Genomic DNA, 16396 nt, shown 5'->3' with positions numbered 1-16396 from the left:
TGTAAAAAGCATGTCTTTTTCTTACAAAAATAGCTTATATACTAGCTTTCCTCAAGTAAAGGACTAAAAGTCTAGATAAAAAAATAATCACCGATTTTGATTGTTTTTAATTTCAATCAAAATCGATGATATTTTTAAAAAATTATTTTTTATTTAATCTTAGATTTTACTGATTAAACACCCTTTGTAAATGCAATTGAGCTACCTGTTGAATCAGTCCATGTCATTGTTGTATCTGTAAATGTAACAGCATATGAAATGTAATCTGTTGAATCAGATGCATTAGCAACAACGATTGTGCCATCAGAAATTGTAACAGTTACATCAATTGATGATCCATCTGATGTTAATACACCAGTACCATCAGCATTGATCTGAAGTGAAATACCATAATCAGCTGCTGTATATGTACCTGTATAGCTTGTTCCAGTTGATGTTGAAATTGCTGAACCAAATAATTCATCAATAAGGTCTTCTGAAATAACCTTCTTTAATACATCAATATTGCTTAATACTTCAAGAGCAAGTGTCTGTTCTTCACTTGATGTTAAGTATTCAATATTAGAAGCGCCTGAGAAGTCAGACTTCTTATACTTAAGACCTGAGTACTCCTTGATTTCTGACTGGCCTGATAATTCAATATCAAGGCTCTGATCATCAGCTGTACCAACGATGCTGAAGTTATCAAGTGTTACCTTCTTATCTCCGTCCTTAGTAAACTTAGAAGCGACTGTTAAATCAAGTTCGTCTGCCTGGAACTTAAGGTTGATATCGTGTGAGTCACCATCTTCCTTAACTACTAAATCAATTACTTCTGATTCATAGTTAAAGCCTACATGGATGTAATCTGTTGTATCCTTCTTACCAATGAATTCAGCAAAGATTTCGCCGTCCTTACCTTCACCTGTAATTGAAAGTCTTACAATTTCCTTCTTGCTGTTTACATACATGTTAAAGGATACTGGGCTAAAGCTTGAAAGTTCTGATTCAAAGCTTGACTTAATAGAATCCTTTGAGCTACCTGAGAATGATGTTAAAAGTGACATGTAAGAAGAAATTTCCTTATCACTATATAAAGCATCTACTGCAGCATTGAAGCCCTTAACTAAAGCATCCTTAGTTACTGTAACTTCGTATTCTGTAACCTTAATGTCACCATTTTCAGACTTAAATGTCTTATTATCTACCTTCTTGTATTCAAGGTTTTCAACAAATACGTTATAACCCTTTAATACATCTCCAACTACTGCCTTAATTTCATCTGAGTACTGTTCAACCTGCTCTAAATCAAGTGAACCTGATGAAGAAAGTGAACCAAGCATTGCTGAGTATGATGAATATGAAGAGTAAACTGAATCAACGTCTACCTTAAATGACTCTTCAAATAATTCTGGACAGCTAAAGTATACATAGCTTCCATCTGAGTACATTTCAATAGTAACTACTGCATCGCCATCTTCATTAACAATTGCGATATCACCTGACATTTCGCCATTCTCAACATCTGACTGAATATCCCACTTAACTGTCTTAGCGTTAAGGTATTCTAAATAGTCTTCGTCGTTAAACTTTAATGCATTAAGTGTAACTGATGTTTCATTAGCTACCTGTGTATCTGTTGATGTAAGACCATTCTCAAGTACATCATCAACATAAGAATCAACGTTCTTACCTAAGTTCTTAAGAGCTGCCTCAGCCTTTGCCTTAGGTGAAACTAAGCTATAAATAAATGGATATGCAAAATAACCAATTACTGCTAATGCTGCAACTACTGCAACTACAATAGCAACTACCTTAGGCCACTTCTTCTTAGCCTTAGGTGCCTGGTTTACAGTACCATACTGAGCCTGATCAAAACCGCCGTTTGGCTGCTGACCAAATGCCTGTGGCTGACCGAAAGCCTGTGGCTGTGTAAAGCCGTTATTAGCCTCTGTAGTGTTTGTATTAGCATTCTGATTAAAACCGTCGTTAAATGTGTTTGCCTCTACGTTAGTTGCATTCTCCGAAACTGGAGTGTTTGTTACTTCTTCTGTAACAGGTGTGTTTTCTGTTGTTGCGGACTTGTTCTGACCTAGTGGAGCTCCACATTTAGGACAAAACTTTGTGTCGCCTGCGTTAAAACCGCATTTTGTACAAAACATAAAATCTCTCCCTTTTAAACATATTTTTTCTTTCAGGAAACTTGTATATTATTAATCAGTTTCCTTTCTTTAGTGATATGACTTTGTCTAATCTTTATCACGTTGTTTATATTATCAAATTATTGATATCATTTCAACCATACTTTATATATAAAAGAGGCAGTAAACGTATACGATTTCGCACGTTTATTGCCTCTTATAGTGTTTATCTATACTCTTTGATATTGTATAAATTCATAACAAATGTCAAAAAATGTATGTTCTTCGCTATTAGCTGTGATTTTCCATTCAGGATCCTTGTCTAAATTAGGAAAATGTGTATCTGCCTCATATTCATAGTCGATTTTTGTAATATGTGCAGTATCACAGTAAGCTAACATCTCCTTATAAAGCATGCCACCCCCAATAATATAGACATCCTTACTATCGTATTTCTTAAGCTCTTCAAGAAGTTCTTCAAGGCTATGCACCACGATGCAATCCTTATTCTTAAAGTTCTTATCCCTTGTAATAACGATGTTTGTTCTATTAATAAGGGCTGAGTTATTAGGTAGACTATCAAAAGTTTTACGCCCCATAACCACAACCTTACCTGTAGTCTCTTCTCTAAATAGTTTCATATCCTCTGGAATACTTACAAGCAATCTTCCATTCTTGCCAATAGCCCAGTTATTATCTACTGCTGCAATTAAGTTCATATCTATAATCTCCCTTCAATTTCTCTTGGGACATATGCCTTAACCTTTATACCGTCTTGAACATATTCTTCTTCAAGGAGCTGTCCAAACTCTCTAATTTGCTGTATCTTGCCAGCTTCTGAATATGCAAATGTTCTCTCGATATAAACTCTAGATTCCATAATTATCTCTTCTAAGGCCTTTAGGAATTCTTCTTCACCGATTCCAGCCTTATTAGAATAATTTATGCAATAATTAGCCTTAACATCCTTAATAACAGGGGCCTCTTCAAATTTATCCACCTTATTAATAAGAGTGATAATCTTCTTATCTTTAACCTCTAATTCCTCTAGAGTCTCATAAACAGTTTGCATATGTCTTTCATAATCTTCATTAGAAGCGTCCACTACATGCACGATTATGTCTGCATATTTTGCTTCTTCAAGTGTACTTCTAAAAGCTTCTATTAAATGATGTGGAAGCTTTCTAATAAATCCAACTGTATCTGTAAGAAGGACCTTCTCTTTATTTAGAAGTTCTAGTTCTCTTGTTGTTGGATCAAGGGTTGCAAAAAGCTTATCCTCCGACAATACATTTGCCTTAGTAAGCTTATTAAGAAGTGTTGATTTACCTGCGTTTGTGTAGCCAACAATAGCAGCCACAGGAGTTGAGGTATTATCTCTCTTACTTCTTTGCACCTCTCTATGGGACTTAATCTCATCTAAATCCCTTGATAACTTAGTAATTCTATCTCTAATAAGTCGTCTATCTGTCTCAATCTTCTTCTCACCAGGGCCTCTTGTACCGATACCGCCACCAAGTCTTGATAGGGATGTACCTAGGCCTGAAAGACGAGTTGAACGATACTTAAGCTGTGCCATCTCCACCTGAATCTTACCTTCACTAGTTGTGGCGCGGCTTGCAAATATATCTAGGATAACCATAGTTCTATCCATAACCTTAGTGTTTAACTCATCTTCTAGATTACGAAGCTGGGCTGGACTTAGCTCATCATCACAAATAATGCCCGTTGCATCTGTCTCTGCAATGTAAGCTCTAAGCTCATCAAGCTTTCCCTTACCTATATAAGTAGCTGGATGGAAATAATCTCTTGGCTGAATCATCTTTCCCACTGTCACAGCCCCTGCAGTCTTTGCAAGTTCTGATAACTCATTTAAGGACATCTCTACATCATCCTTAGGATTTAGCTCAACCCCCACTAATATAACTCTTTCAATTTCTTCGTCTGTATCATATAAAGCCATACAAAACCTCAATTCTATTATTATTAAAGTCTCTTACAAGACTTTTTTATGAAAATGTATCAAATCTTAATTTTGCTAAGAATTAAATACATACTTTATCATACTTAAAATGGTATCCGAGGTATCTCTTGAATATACCGCTTCCTTAGCCATTACAGGATCATCTGTAATAATGCAGTCAACGCCCTTGTTAGTTAAGTTAACTACAGAAGAGCTTGAATTAACTGTCCAAGCATAAACCATCTTACCTGAATTATGAATAGCATCCACTGTTCTCTTTGAAAGGAAAGATGCATTTACACTAAAGAAATCCACATCATCCATATTGTAGAAATCCCCATAGGCCATAGAAAGAATATAACCTACCTGCACATCTTCATTAAAGGACTTAACTGCCTGAAGAGAAGCATAATCAAAGGAAGTTACAACACTTCGATTGACCATGTTATATTTTTCAAGTAATTCTACTAACTGCTGTGCTATCTCATATCTTGTATTATTAGTCTTAATTTCAATATTAAGATCAATCTTTCCTTGAACTAACTGCAATACCTCTTCTAGAGTTGGTACCTTCTCTCCTGCAAATTCCTCAGAAAACCAGGAGCCAGCATCTAGCTGTTGGATTTCTTCGTAGGTTACCTCGCTAACATTTTTATTAAGACCAGTTGTCCTATAAAGAGAGCTATCATGCATTACCACAAGGACTCCGTCACTTGTCATCTGAATATCTAGCTCGATACAATCCGCCATGTCATCAATAGCTGCCGAAAAGGCGGATAGCGTATTCTCCGGTGCCTTATTAGAGTCCCCTCTGTGGGCAGTAACCTGTGTTTCATGGAAAATAGCCACCCTCTCAAATGGATTATCATTAAAGGACAATGCCACATAGAGAATGCAAAGTATTGTTGAACTAGCAAGAATAATTCGATAGATAAGTTCATTCTTTCTATCAGAACCTTCTTCAATATCCACGTAGTCAAAATTAATATAATCAGAATCCACAAAACTATAATACATGTTAGAAATCATAGTAAAGGAAGCTGGAATGGAAATTAGCATCCATAAAACATTAAATATAACCTTGATGGTTCTTAATACTGATAAATACATGGTACTACCAAGATAAGCCATATCTAATATCTTAACGCCTAATACTAGAACAAATGTAATTACAATATAAATTAATAACAAAGCAAGAGCTACTAAAAGGTTATAGACTAATACATTTGCCAAAACCTTGAAAATATGCTTTCTTACTATCTTGCAACTTAATTTGTAACTAGTTGAAAACTTCTTTTCTTCTAATATATGGATATTAGCTGTGAAGATACCTGATATTATTAATGCATAAATTGCTAGTAAAACCAAGACAATAATTAGCTTTACCCACCACTTATTATTAATGACATAAATCTTAAATAATGTAGAATTAGTCTCAGTAAAAATCATATTGATAAAGACTACTACATTGACAAAACTAATAGCTAACAAATAAACAAAGAAAAGAGGAAAGTGCTTTAGCTTAAAGTTGTTCTTTAATCTCTTATAAGAATTGTATAAGCAATCCTTAACTGAAGCCTCATATCCTCTTCTACTTGTTTCAAATGCTACTACTAAATACGACATTTCAAAGATACAATATGTAACTATTAAGCATATTGCAAGAATAATAAGCATAATAACAAAAGGGTTAGTCAGCGCCTTAATTATATAGCCATTAGTTAAATATCTAATGTTGGCAATCTTCATCCCTAGATTTAAGATTAAAACCAACAAAGGTACTGTAATGGCTATTGCAGCTAATTTGTATGCTAGCTCAAATTTTATTATGTTTCTACCGCTTCTTTTAAATAATCCCCAATTTTCTTTTATGCCTTCAATCATATTTCAATACTAACCTATTCTAAAAAATTCTTTCACTGTGTTTCGTGCTTTTGAATTGAATTCTTTCATTGATTCATTTTGAATTATTCTCATTGAAAAATGGTATGTAAAATCTACAAGGTAAACTACAATTAAAAGAATTGATATTGCCACTGCCACCTTATGGTTGATGGAGAAAACAATATTCTGAACAAGTCTATTAACTGCACCAAACACAAATACAGCTACAAAGCCCCATCCAATAGTTGATTGTAGACAAATAATACCTTTATAGTTAAATCTTAAATGATCATAATTCCACCAAACTTCGCCAAATAACTTTAACATAACCTGTGCTGTTAAGAACTCAAAGGCAGTTGCACAAATTGCTCCTGCAATATAAAGTGCAAAGAAATTATGCTCAATTGGTCTAAATAAAATAAATGCAAAGAATAAACCGAAACCATAGATAATACAGAATGGAGACTTTGCAAAGCCTCTATTCTCCCAATATCCTAATTGGTGTCTAATAACTACGCATTCCATGCACCAGCCAAGGAAACTGTAAATAAAAAACCAAATCACTAACTGATTAATGTCCATGCCTCTAAATGTAAAGTTTAAAATTGAATGAATCATACTCTCTCCTTAATTTCCCTCGATTTTATCTAATGTATAATATGAATTTTATCATGAAAACTTCGTAATTTATACCAAAAGTAAATTATATTACTTCTATATAAATATTACAATACTTGCCCTAGAATCGCAATAAAACAGGGTATAGCAATTCATTTTCCTATACCCTGCAAAATAATCTTAAGCTAAAAGACCTTCAAGTGTCTCTCTTACAGCAGAAATGAAGTCCTGTGTATTAAGTGTTGTTGGATTAGGATTAGTTGTAATTAAAGCTAAATCCTTTGTCATCTTTCCATCTTCAACTGTCTTAATACAAGCCTTCTCAAGCTTATCAGCGAAATCACAAAGATCAGCTAAGTTATCTAACTCGCCTCTCTTTCTTAGAGCGCCGCTCCAAGCAAAGATTGTTGCAATAGGATTTGTGGATGTTTCCTCACCCTTAAGGTGCTTATAATAATGTCTCTGAACTGTTCCGTGTGCTGCTTCATATTCATAGTAACCATGAGGTGAAGCAAGTACGCTTGTCATCATTGATAATGAACCAAATGCAGTTGCAACCATATCTGACATAACATCACCATCGTAGTTTTTACATGCCCAGATATAACCGCCTTCAGAACGAATAACTCTTGCTACAGCATCATCAATAAGTGTGTAGAAATATTCGATTCCTGCTGCCTTAAACTTATCAGCATATTCCTTATCATAAATATCCTGGAAAATATCCTTAAATGTATGGTCATACTTCTTAGAAATTGTATCCTTTGTTGCAAACCATAAATCCTGCTTTGTATCAAGTGCGTAGTTAAAGCAACTTCTAGCAAAACTTTCAATTGAGTCTTCAATATTGTGCATACCCTGAAGGATTCCTGCGCTCTTAAAGTTATGAATTAATTCTCTCTGCTCATTACCCTGCTCATCAGTAAATACAAGCTCTGCCTTACCAGGGCCAGCCACCTTCATCTCTGAAGCTCTGTAAACATCACCATAAGCATGTCTAGCAATTGTAATAGGCTTCTTCCAGTTCTTAACGTATGGCTCAATGCCCTTTACAATAATAGGAGCTCTAAAAACAGTACCATCAAGCATAGCTCTAATTGTACCATTAGGACTCTTATACATCTCCTTAAGGTCGTATTCCTTAACTCTGGCTGCGTTAGGAGTGATTGTAGCACATTTAACAGCAACACCTAATCTCTTAGTTGCCTCTGCTGAATCTACTGTAACCTGATCGTTAGTTTCATTACGATGAACTAATCCTAAATCATAGTACTCTGTATTTAGCTCTACGAAAGGGTTAAGTAACTCATCCTTAATCAACTTCCATAAAACTCTTGTCATCTCATCTCCATCCATTTCAACTAATGGAGTTGTCATTTTAATCTTGCTCATTTACTCTTCCTCCTAGCTTTTATTGTCAGACCCAAATTCTTAATCAATAAAAATTCTTGTTTATTATAAATTATGTAGCTTTTTTTGTAAATAAAAGATAGGAGTTGATAGCTTTAATTTTTGTAGTTTTTCATCTCTTCTAGAATTTCTGCCTCAGTTGGATATGAAGCTATTGCGCCCTTTCTTGTAACACTAAGGCCGCAGCATACATTTGCAAAATCAAGATAAGCCTGAAGGCGGCTAGAATCTAGACTTTCTAAGTCCTCTCTTTTGACATTATCCATAGCAAGTCTATTAAGGAAGGCGCCAATAAAACCATCTCCTGCCCCAGTTGTATCAGCTGCCTTGTGGCTTGTTGCCTTACTAAAGGCCTTGTGTTCCTTTGAAAATGCGTAAGCTCCCTTTGAACCTGTTGTGTAAATCACAAGTTTTACATTCCCCTGCATAAGCTTTGGAAGAGCCTCTTCAATACTGTCTGTACCTGCAATAAAGTCAATCTCTTCATCAGAAATTTTTAAAATATCCGCCTCAGGAATAAACTCCCAAACCGCCTTATATAGTTCTTCCTTACTATCCCAAAGGTTAAATCTCAAATTAGGATCAAAGCTAATAAGGCCCCCATTGTCTCTTGCAAGCTTTATAGCCTTTTTGTGAGCTTCCTTCATTGGGAAATTTCCAAGGTCTACGGAACAAAAATGTAGGCCAAAATTATCCTTAAAAACTTCCTCTTCTAAATAGTCTGCCTCATAGAGCATATCTGCTCCCGGCTTTCTAAAGAAGGCAAACTCTCTATTGCCATCTTCCTTTAGGGCAACGAAAGCTAGAGAAGTTGTAGCTTTGTTAGTTCTCTTAATTGTGCTTGTATCAATACCAAAGCTAGCAAGCTCATTTACAATCTTATCTCCAAAGGCATCATCGCCTACCTGAGTAATCATTGCTGATTCTCCACCAAGCTTTTTAAAGCAGCCACACACATTAGCAGGTGCGCCACCTACCTTAGGGTTAAAAGAGCTAACTTCACTAATAGCCTTTCCCACATCTCCCGGAATAAAATCTATAAGGGCTTCACCAATTGCAAGTAATTTCTTCATTTTTAATCTCACTTTCACATTTTCTTTTAATTAATCCTTGCCAGATTCTTATAATAATTAATTCTCTTTATAAGCTCTAGCACATACATTTTTTTCATTAATAATTTTAATATCAATTTCCTTCTTTAAAGGATAATATCTTGTAGTCATAACCACTTCCCCTGAATTTGCATATACTTCAAGGATACAGCCATCCATAAAGATTGATAGATTCTCAAGGCTATCTAGTTTCGCCTTTCTTTTATCTCTACCATCTCCCGTATCATTAAAATATTCCATAAGAAGTTCCTTAGCCTCACTATTATAAGAGATTTTAAGGTCTTTGTTAAATTCCACAGATAAATCCTTATCCGCTTCTATCTCAATATTTGCATAAAGATTAGTCTTTACTAAGCTTTCATTATTTTCTAATTTAGTTACCTTTATTTCTTCAAACTTATCCTGTATATCACCAATTACAGGCTCCTGATAAATCTTATTATTCTTAAAACTTAAACGTCTAACTAAAGTCATAGAATGCTGCCAACCTTCCGCTATTGAAGGTGCATTTCCATAAGGGGCATCTGGTACTCCTGCCCAGCCAATTAAGTAAATGTTTCCATCCTCTCCCTTAAAGGTCTGAGGAGCATAAAAATCAAAGCCTAAATCCCATTCCACAAAGTCTTCCAACTTTATTTCTGATTTAAGTTCGTCGCAATTTCTATTTACGATGTCTAATTTATTCAAATCTTTCATTATATATCCTGACTGATATACATTTGCAAATCTATCCAAACTAGACTCCAAACCTTGTGGACAAAAGGATAGTACTTTATGTCCATTTAATTCAAAAAAGTCAGGACATTCCCACATATATCCAAAGTCATTATCTAAGATTAAAGACTTATTCAATGTCCATTTTTTTCTATCCGCAGATTCATATAAAAGAAAGGCAGCCTTACTATCTCTCGTTCTTGCACCCAGTAACATATAGTAGAGTCCATTTTCATAAAAAATCTTAGGGTCCCTAACATGACAACTCATATTATCCGGATAGTCAGCATTAGTTAAAAGACAGGTCTTATTATTAAAATGCATTCCATCCTCTGATTGTAAAAATAAGACATTGTGGCCTCTGCCCTCGTTTATGTAATCGTAGTTACCCGGATGCTTTACATTTCCAGTATAAAAAAGCTCTAAAGTGCCAGCATCTATAAAGGCAGTGCCTGAATAAGCCCCGTCCTTATCCCATTCTGAATCAGGGAAAACTGCCTCTCCCTTAAATTCAAAATCCACCAGGTTCTTTGAAGTGTAGTGGCCCCAAGTTTTAAGTCCGCCATTAACATCATCTTTACTATACTGAAAGAAAATGTGATATAAGCCCTTATAATAGCAGCTGCCATTAGGGTCGTTTAACCAGCCTTTTGGCGGCATTATATGATATTTGTGTTTATACATATTTTCTTATCCTCCGTTTAAACTAAAATTTAAGGGGCTAACTTTTCTTAAATTAGCCCCTTTTGTAAGTATGATATATATTAGTTTTCCTCTACTGGATCCTTATATAAAATCCATGAGCAGATGAAAGAAACTACAAAGGAAACAAGCATTACTAAGGCATAGCCTACTACAAACTTAGTTGTAATAAGGAAACCAAATAGACCTGTGATTCCGTATGCACTAGCATAAATTCCTGATATAGCTGCTACAAATCCACCTGCAGCACCACCAATACAACCTGCAACAAATGGCTTCATAAATCTAACATTAACACCAAAGATGGCTGGTTCAGTAATACCAAGGAAAGCTGAGAAGGAAGCTGGCATAGCCATTGACTTAATCTTCTTATTCTTTGACTTAATACCTACAGCAAGTGCTGCTGCACCCTGACCTACGTTAGCAGCTGTAGCAATTGGCATCCAAGTATTCATTGGAGTTGCTAGAGAACACATCTCAGCTTCAATCATGTTGTACATATGATGAAGACCTGCAACTACTGTGATTGCATAAAGACCGCCAATTAAGATTCCGCCTATACCAAATGGAAGGCCGATAAGTGTCTGAGCACCTGTTAATACCCAACCTTCTACTGTTGAGAAGATAGGTCCAATAATTGTAAGTGTTAAATAACCTGTTACTAAAACTGTTACAAGTGGAGTTACAAATAAATCAAGCATTGCTGGTACAATCTTATGTAACTTCTTCTCAATAACAGACATAATTAAAATTGCAATGATTACTGGAATTACGTGTCCCTGATAACCTACCTGATTTACATCAAAAAGACCAAACCAAACAGACCATTTATCAATTGTTCCACCAGCTGACTCAATACTAGCTACTGACCAAGCATTAGTTAAGTTTGGATGAATCATGATAAATCCAATAACGGCTGCAAGGAATTCGTTACATCCAAACTTCTTAGCTGCACTAACTGCAATAAGAATAGGTAACATACTAAGAGCAGCCCCTGCAAAAAGGTTAATAATTGCATAGAAATCTGAGTTAGCGATTTCTGGGAAAGCACTTGATAGACCTCCAAGTAAACCGTTTAATAAACCACTTGCTACGATTGCTGGAATAATAGGAACGAAGATGTCACCTAAAGTCTTAATAGCTCTTAGGAAAATGTTCTGTTTCTTAGCTGCGGCCTCTTTTACCTCTTCCTTAGAACTAGCCTTAGTTCCTGACAACTTAATGAACTCATCGTAAACATCATTTACAATACCTGTTCCAAAAATAACCTGAAGCTGACCCTGGGCCTCAAAACAACCCTTAACTCCTTCAGCATCCTCAATCTTTTTCTTGTCTAGCTTGCTGTTATCAGCAATTACTAGACGAAGTCTTGTTGCACAATGTGCAGCAGATACGACGTTATTTGCTCCACCAACGCCGTCAAGCACCTGTTTAGCTGCCTTTGAATAATCCATAGCTTACCTCCATAACACTAAAAATCATTATGAGAACAATCTCACGTTTTTACATTTTTTAAAACATAAAAACGTTATATTTACTACATCCCATTGTGTGAGAACGTTCTCATGTCTTATAATGCAATTATAGTTACTGATGCTTTTGTTGTAAATGCATAGTTCTCACAATTAATTCGTGGTTTCTTTGTGCATTTTTAACAAAATCATTAACTTCTAAATAAAACGAACTAACTAATACTTTTATTTTAACAGATTATGGTATACTTTATCTATTGTTTCTATAAACTTATACATTTATAGAACTCAATTAATAGCCAATTTTTGGGGAGGGTATTATGACAATAAATGAAATTGCAAAGCTAGCTGGCGTATCTCGCGCCACTATTTCTAGATATCTTAATGATGGTTATGTTAGTCAAGATAAGAGAGACAAGATTAAGCAGATTATTGAAGAGACTGGTTACACTCCCTCAAGCTATGCCCAAACTCTTAGAAGCAAGAAGACTAACTACATCGGTGTAATTATTCCTAAGATTGACTCTGATTCAATAGGTCGCATGGTTTCAGGTATTACTAGTGTTCTTTCAAAGAAGAACTATCAGATTTTACTTGCTTCAACTAACAACAATGCCAGTGAGGAGTTAAAGTATCTTCGCCTTTTTAAGGAGAATCACGTAGATGGAATCATTTTACTAGGTACAATTTTTACAAAAGAGCACATAAAGACTTTGGCTTCTTATCAGGTGCCAATTGTTATTTTAGGACAAAATGTTAAGGGCTATTCTTGCATATATTCTGATGATTATCATGCTGCCCTAAGCCTTGGCCGCAAGCTTTCAAAGACTTCAACTAATCCCGCAATGATTACCGTAACTTCTGAAGATGTGGCAGTAGGCCTTAATAGACGCAAAGGTTTTATAGATGCTTTTAAGGAAAATGGAAAAACTATCCATAAAAAGAACATTAAAGAGGTAGCTTTTAGTTTTGATGCAGCTTATGAGGCTTGTAAGGAACTTATTAGTAATGATAAGACTATTGATGCAATTATGTGTGCCACAGATACAATTGCAGCAGGCGCCATTAAGTATTTAAGGGAAACTAAGCTTAAAGTTCCAGAGGATATTGAAGTGACAGGTTTTGGTGATAGCAAGCTATCCCTTGTATCCTACCCTTCCATTACCACAGTACATTTTTTCTATGAAGATGCAGGAATCAAGGCAGCTAGCCTAGTTTTAGACAAGATAAACAAGAAGGAAAAGACTAGCCCTAATCTTGGCATTCAGCTTGAATACAACTTAGTAGAAAGAGAATCTACAAAAAAACTCGACTAAACATTGATAACTTTTTTACATAATGCTATAGTTAGAAAGTTCACAAAATAAACAATTTTCAAAAGAAAAAAGTATAAACTATATTCTAATAACGGGAGGTACATTTTATGTGCGGAATTGCTGGTTTTACTGGAAAATGCAAAAATGAAAAAGCAGTTTTAAAAGAAATGATGGATACTATAATTCACAGAGGTCCTGATAGTTCAGGAGAGTACAATGAAGATGGCACAATTCATCTAGGTTTTAGACGTCTTTCAATCCAGGATTTAAATAACGGTGATCAGCCAATGTTTAATGAAGATAAAACAATGGTTATCACTTTCAATGGCGAAATCTATAATTTTAAAGAATTAAGAGAAGAATTAATTGCTAAGGGACATACATTTGCAAATAAGGCAGATACTGAAGTTTTAATTCACGGTTACGAAGAATACGGTAAGGACTTACTTAACAAGTTAAGAGGTATGTTTGCCTTTGTTATTTGGGATAGCAAGAATAAGACTTTATTTGGCGCTAGAGATTACTTTGGTATTAAGCCTTTTTACTATACAGTTGCGAACAACAATTTAGTTTACGGCTCAGAGATTAAGAGTATCTTAAAGCATCCTGAAGTTAAGAGAGAAGTTAATCCTGTAGCCCTTGAAAACTACTTAACATTCCAGTACTCAGTACTTGAAGAGACATTCTTTAAGGGCATCTTTAAGTTAATGCCAGGTCATTGCTTCACATTTAAGGATGGAGAAATGAATATTGAAAAGTACTGGGAGCCTGAGTTTACTCCAGATTCTTCAAAGACTATGGATGAGGCTATTAAGGAAATTGATGATGTAGTTGCAAATTCTATCGAATACCACAAGATTTCAGATGTTGAAGTTGGTTCATTCCTTTCAAGTGGTGTTGATTCAAGCTATGTTGCTGCTACATTTAACGGAGACAAGACATTTACAGTAGGTTTTGATTATAACAAGTATAACGAAATCGATTATGCAAAGTCTCTTTCAGAAAAGGTACAGATTGACAACTATTCTAAGCTTGTTTCAAGTGAAGAATATTGGTCAGCTATTCCAAAGATTCAGTATCACATGGACGAGCCTTTAGCTGATCCTGCTGCTATTGCTCTTTACTTTGTAAGTAAGACAGCTGCAGAACATGTTAAGGTTGCTATGTCAGGTGAAGGTGCTGATGAATTCTTTGGTGGTTATAACATTTACAAAGAGCCAATGGATTTAGCAGCTTTCCAGAAGCTTCCTCTTCCAGTTAGAAAGGCTCTTGCTAAGGTGGCTAAGGCTATTCCATTTAAGTTTAAGGGAAAGAGTTTCTTACAGCGTGCAAGCAAGACTGTTGAAGAAAGATTCATTGGTAATGCTTTCATGTTTAATGAAGAAGAACGTAATAAGCTTTTAAAGGCTCCAACAGGCCAGTATGCTCATACACATTTAACTAAGCCTTACTATGAAAAGGTTGAGAACTTAGATGACGTAACTAAGATGCAGTACATCGATGTTAACTTCTGGTTAATTGGTGATATCTTACTTAAGGCAGATAAGATGAGTATGGCTAACTCTCTTGAAGTTAGAGTTCCATTCCTTGATAAGGAAGTTTGGAATGTGGCTAAGAACCTTCCTACTAACCTTAAGGTTACTAAGGAGAATACTAAGGTTGCCTTTAGACATGCAGCTAACAAGCACTTACCAGATATGGTTGCTGAAAAGAAGAAGCTTGGCTTCCCAGTACCAATTAGAATCTGGTTAAGAGATGAGAAGTATTACAACATCGTTAAGAAAGCCTTCACAAGCGATGCAGCTAAGGAATTCTTTAACACAGACTACCTTGTTAAGTATCTTGATGATCACAAGGAAGGTAAGGCTGATAACTCAAGAAAGATTTGGACAATTTACATTTTCCTTGTATGGTACAACGATTTCTTTGTATCAGATATGGCAGCTTAATATCTAATTGAATTTTGTATAAAAAAGACCTAAGACTTATATAAATAATAAGTCTTAGGTCAATTTTTTTCTAAATTATCCTGATTAAACTTTATGCCATCGTAGCATTTTTTATAATCAGCATCAAATCATTTATTGCTTTCTTCAATGAACTGGTTTAACTTCTCAAGAGCCTTACCACTATCAAGCATATCTGCTGCAATAGCTATAGCCTCTTCCATTGTAATATCATCCTTTGCAAGATAAATTGCTGCACCTGCATTAAGTAATACAACATCTCTTTTAGGTCCCTTAGCACCTTTTAAGATTTCAAGGGCGAACTGTGCATTCTCTTCTGGGGTACCACCTACTAATTCTTCCTTCTTGCAACGCTTCATACCAAACTGCTCTGGTGTGATTTCATAGCTCTTAAACTCATCACCCTTAAATTCGCAAACCTTTGTAGGAGCTGAAAGAGAAATCTCATCGATGGAATCCATACCATAAACTACTAAAGCTCTCTTAACGCCTAAGTTGTGTAATACGTGAGCAAGAGGTTCAACAAGCTCTTCGCTATATACACCAAATAACTGCATTGTAGCACCTGCTGGATTAGCAAGAGGGCCTAGTAAGTTAAATAGAGTTCTGATTCCCATTTCCTTTCTAACGCCACCAACAAAACGCATTGCTGGATGATACTTCTGTGCAAATAAGAAGCATAGGTTAATATCATGTAAAATCTGCGCTGAACGTGCTGGAGCACAATCAATCTTAACTCCAAGTGCCTCAAGTACATCAGCTGTACCGCACTTACTTGAAGCTGCTCTATTACCATGCTTTGCAACTGCAATTCCTGCTGCTGCAGAAACAATTGATGAAAGTGTAGAAATATTAATTGTATTAGAACCATCTCCGCCAGTACCAACAATTTCTAGTACTTCCATGTCATTTAAGAACTTCTCACAATGAGCTCTTAAAACTCTCGCCGCTGCTGTGATCTCATTAATAGTCTCGCCCTTAATTGAAAGTGCTGTTAAAAATGAGGCTTTCTGCGCATCAGTAGCTTCACCTGTCATGATTTCTTCCATAACTTCTGTCATAAGCTCTTCAGGGATATCCTCGCCCTTAACAAGCTTTGCAATAGCTTCCTTTATCAT

At 35.5% G+C, this 16396-nt stretch carries 12 protein-coding genes; 2 read left to right on the top strand and 10 right to left on the bottom strand.

The window, feature by feature from the left end:
* Window positions 1-173: 173 nt before the first annotated feature.
* From BLQ66_RS03515 to BLQ66_RS03475, 9 genes are all read right to left on the bottom strand, one after another.
* Window positions 174-2141 carry a zinc ribbon domain-containing protein gene (locus BLQ66_RS03515; protein WP_074520938.1) on the bottom strand — a complete coding sequence of 656 codons (1968 nt, stop codon included), beginning with the start codon at window positions 2139-2141 and terminating at the stop codon, window positions 174-176.
* Between the two features lie 209 nt (window positions 2142-2350).
* On the bottom strand, window positions 2351-2839 hold the full coding sequence (locus tag BLQ66_RS03510) for a dihydrofolate reductase (protein ID WP_074520937.1): 489 nt from the start codon (window positions 2837-2839) through the stop codon (window positions 2351-2353).
* Between the two features lie 2 nt (window positions 2840-2841).
* Window positions 2842-4083, bottom strand: a complete 1242-nt coding sequence (gene hflX / locus BLQ66_RS03505) for a GTPase HflX (protein WP_074520936.1) — start codon at window positions 4081-4083, stop codon at window positions 2842-2844.
* Window positions 4084-4158: 75 nt separating this feature from the next.
* A complete protein-coding gene (locus tag BLQ66_RS03500) occupies window positions 4159-5967 on the bottom strand; it encodes a glycerophosphodiester phosphodiesterase family protein (RefSeq protein ID WP_074520935.1) in 1809 nt (602 codons plus the stop codon).
* 9 nt (window positions 5968-5976) lie between these two features.
* Window positions 5977-6585: a putative ABC transporter permease gene (locus BLQ66_RS03495; protein ID WP_074520934.1), complete on the bottom strand. Its 609-nt coding sequence runs from the start codon at window positions 6583-6585 to the stop codon at window positions 5977-5979.
* A 180-nt stretch (window positions 6586-6765) separates the two neighbouring features.
* Window positions 6766-7977 carry an NADP-dependent isocitrate dehydrogenase gene (locus tag BLQ66_RS03490; RefSeq protein ID WP_027430453.1) on the bottom strand — a complete coding sequence of 404 codons (1212 nt, stop codon included), beginning with the start codon at window positions 7975-7977 and terminating at the stop codon, window positions 6766-6768.
* 113 nt (window positions 7978-8090) lie between these two features.
* Window positions 8091-9068, bottom strand: coding sequence for a carbohydrate kinase family protein (locus BLQ66_RS03485; protein ID WP_074520933.1), 978 nt, complete (start codon window positions 9066-9068; stop codon window positions 8091-8093).
* Window positions 9069-9125: 57 nt separating this feature from the next.
* Window positions 9126-10505, bottom strand: coding sequence for a glycoside hydrolase family 32 protein (locus BLQ66_RS03480; protein WP_074520932.1), 1380 nt, complete (start codon window positions 10503-10505; stop codon window positions 9126-9128).
* Window positions 10506-10585: 80 nt separating this feature from the next.
* Entirely contained in the window at window positions 10586-11977 is a 1392-nt protein-coding gene (locus tag BLQ66_RS03475) for a PTS transporter subunit EIIC (protein WP_074520931.1), read from the bottom strand.
* A gap of 338 nt (window positions 11978-12315) precedes the next feature.
* Between BLQ66_RS03475 and BLQ66_RS03470 the strand changes: the two genes are divergently transcribed.
* Together BLQ66_RS03470 and asnB are read left to right on the top strand one after the other, a co-directional pair.
* Window positions 12316-13311: a LacI family DNA-binding transcriptional regulator gene (locus BLQ66_RS03470; protein ID WP_074520930.1), complete on the top strand. Its 996-nt coding sequence runs from the start codon at window positions 12316-12318 to the stop codon at window positions 13309-13311.
* A 107-nt stretch (window positions 13312-13418) separates the two neighbouring features.
* Window positions 13419-15260 carry an asparagine synthase (glutamine-hydrolyzing) gene (asnB, locus tag BLQ66_RS03465; protein WP_074520929.1) on the top strand — a complete coding sequence of 614 codons (1842 nt, stop codon included), beginning with the start codon at window positions 13419-13421 and terminating at the stop codon, window positions 15258-15260.
* A gap of 128 nt (window positions 15261-15388) precedes the next feature.
* On the opposite strand, the gene trpD is transcribed toward asnB, so the two are convergent.
* Window positions 15389-16396 (bottom strand): anthranilate phosphoribosyltransferase, encoded by a 1008-nt coding sequence (gene trpD / locus BLQ66_RS03460; protein WP_074520928.1) that lies wholly within the window; start codon window positions 16394-16396, stop codon window positions 15389-15391.

Origin of the sequence: Lachnospira pectinoschiza, from assembly GCF_900103815.1 — a bacterium.
GTDB classification, from domain to species: Bacteria; Bacillota; Clostridia; order Lachnospirales; family Lachnospiraceae; genus Lachnospira; species Lachnospira pectinoschiza_B.
The sequence above is the reverse complement of the archived record's forward strand: the minus strand, read 5'-3'. Positions and strand labels throughout refer to the sequence as shown.

Excerpts from the sequence above, each read along its gene's own strand:
- BLQ66_RS03495 (WP_074520934.1), bottom strand. The coding sequence starts at position 6,585 with ATGATTCATTCAATTTTAAACTTTACATTTAGAGGCATGGACATTAAT.
- trpD (WP_074520928.1), bottom strand. The coding sequence starts at position 16,396 with ATGATAAAGGAAGCTATTGCAAAGCTTGTTAAGGGCGAGGATATCCCT.
- asnB (WP_074520929.1), top strand. The coding sequence starts at position 13,419 with ATGTGCGGAATTGCTGGTTTTACTGGAAAATGCAAAAATGAAAAAGCA.
- BLQ66_RS03515 (WP_074520938.1), bottom strand. The coding sequence starts at position 2,141 with ATGTTTTGTACAAAATGCGGTTTTAACGCAGGCGACACAAAGTTTTGT.
- BLQ66_RS03480 (WP_074520932.1), bottom strand. The coding sequence starts at position 10,505 with ATGTATAAACACAAATATCATATAATGCCGCCAAAAGGCTGGTTAAAC.
- BLQ66_RS03490 (WP_027430453.1), bottom strand. The coding sequence starts at position 7,977 with ATGAGCAAGATTAAAATGACAACTCCATTAGTTGAAATGGATGGAGAT.
- BLQ66_RS03475 (WP_074520931.1), bottom strand. The coding sequence starts at position 11,977 with ATGGATTATTCAAAGGCAGCTAAACAGGTGCTTGACGGCGTTGGTGGA.
- BLQ66_RS03500 (WP_074520935.1), bottom strand. The coding sequence starts at position 5,967 with ATGATTGAAGGCATAAAAGAAAATTGGGGATTATTTAAAAGAAGCGGT.
- BLQ66_RS03485 (WP_074520933.1), bottom strand. The coding sequence starts at position 9,068 with ATGAAGAAATTACTTGCAATTGGTGAAGCCCTTATAGATTTTATTCCG.
- hflX (WP_074520936.1), bottom strand. The coding sequence starts at position 4,083 with ATGGCTTTATATGATACAGACGAAGAAATTGAAAGAGTTATATTAGTG.
- BLQ66_RS03470 (WP_074520930.1), top strand. The coding sequence starts at position 12,316 with ATGACAATAAATGAAATTGCAAAGCTAGCTGGCGTATCTCGCGCCACT.
- BLQ66_RS03510 (WP_074520937.1), bottom strand. The coding sequence starts at position 2,839 with ATGAACTTAATTGCAGCAGTAGATAATAACTGGGCTATTGGCAAGAAT.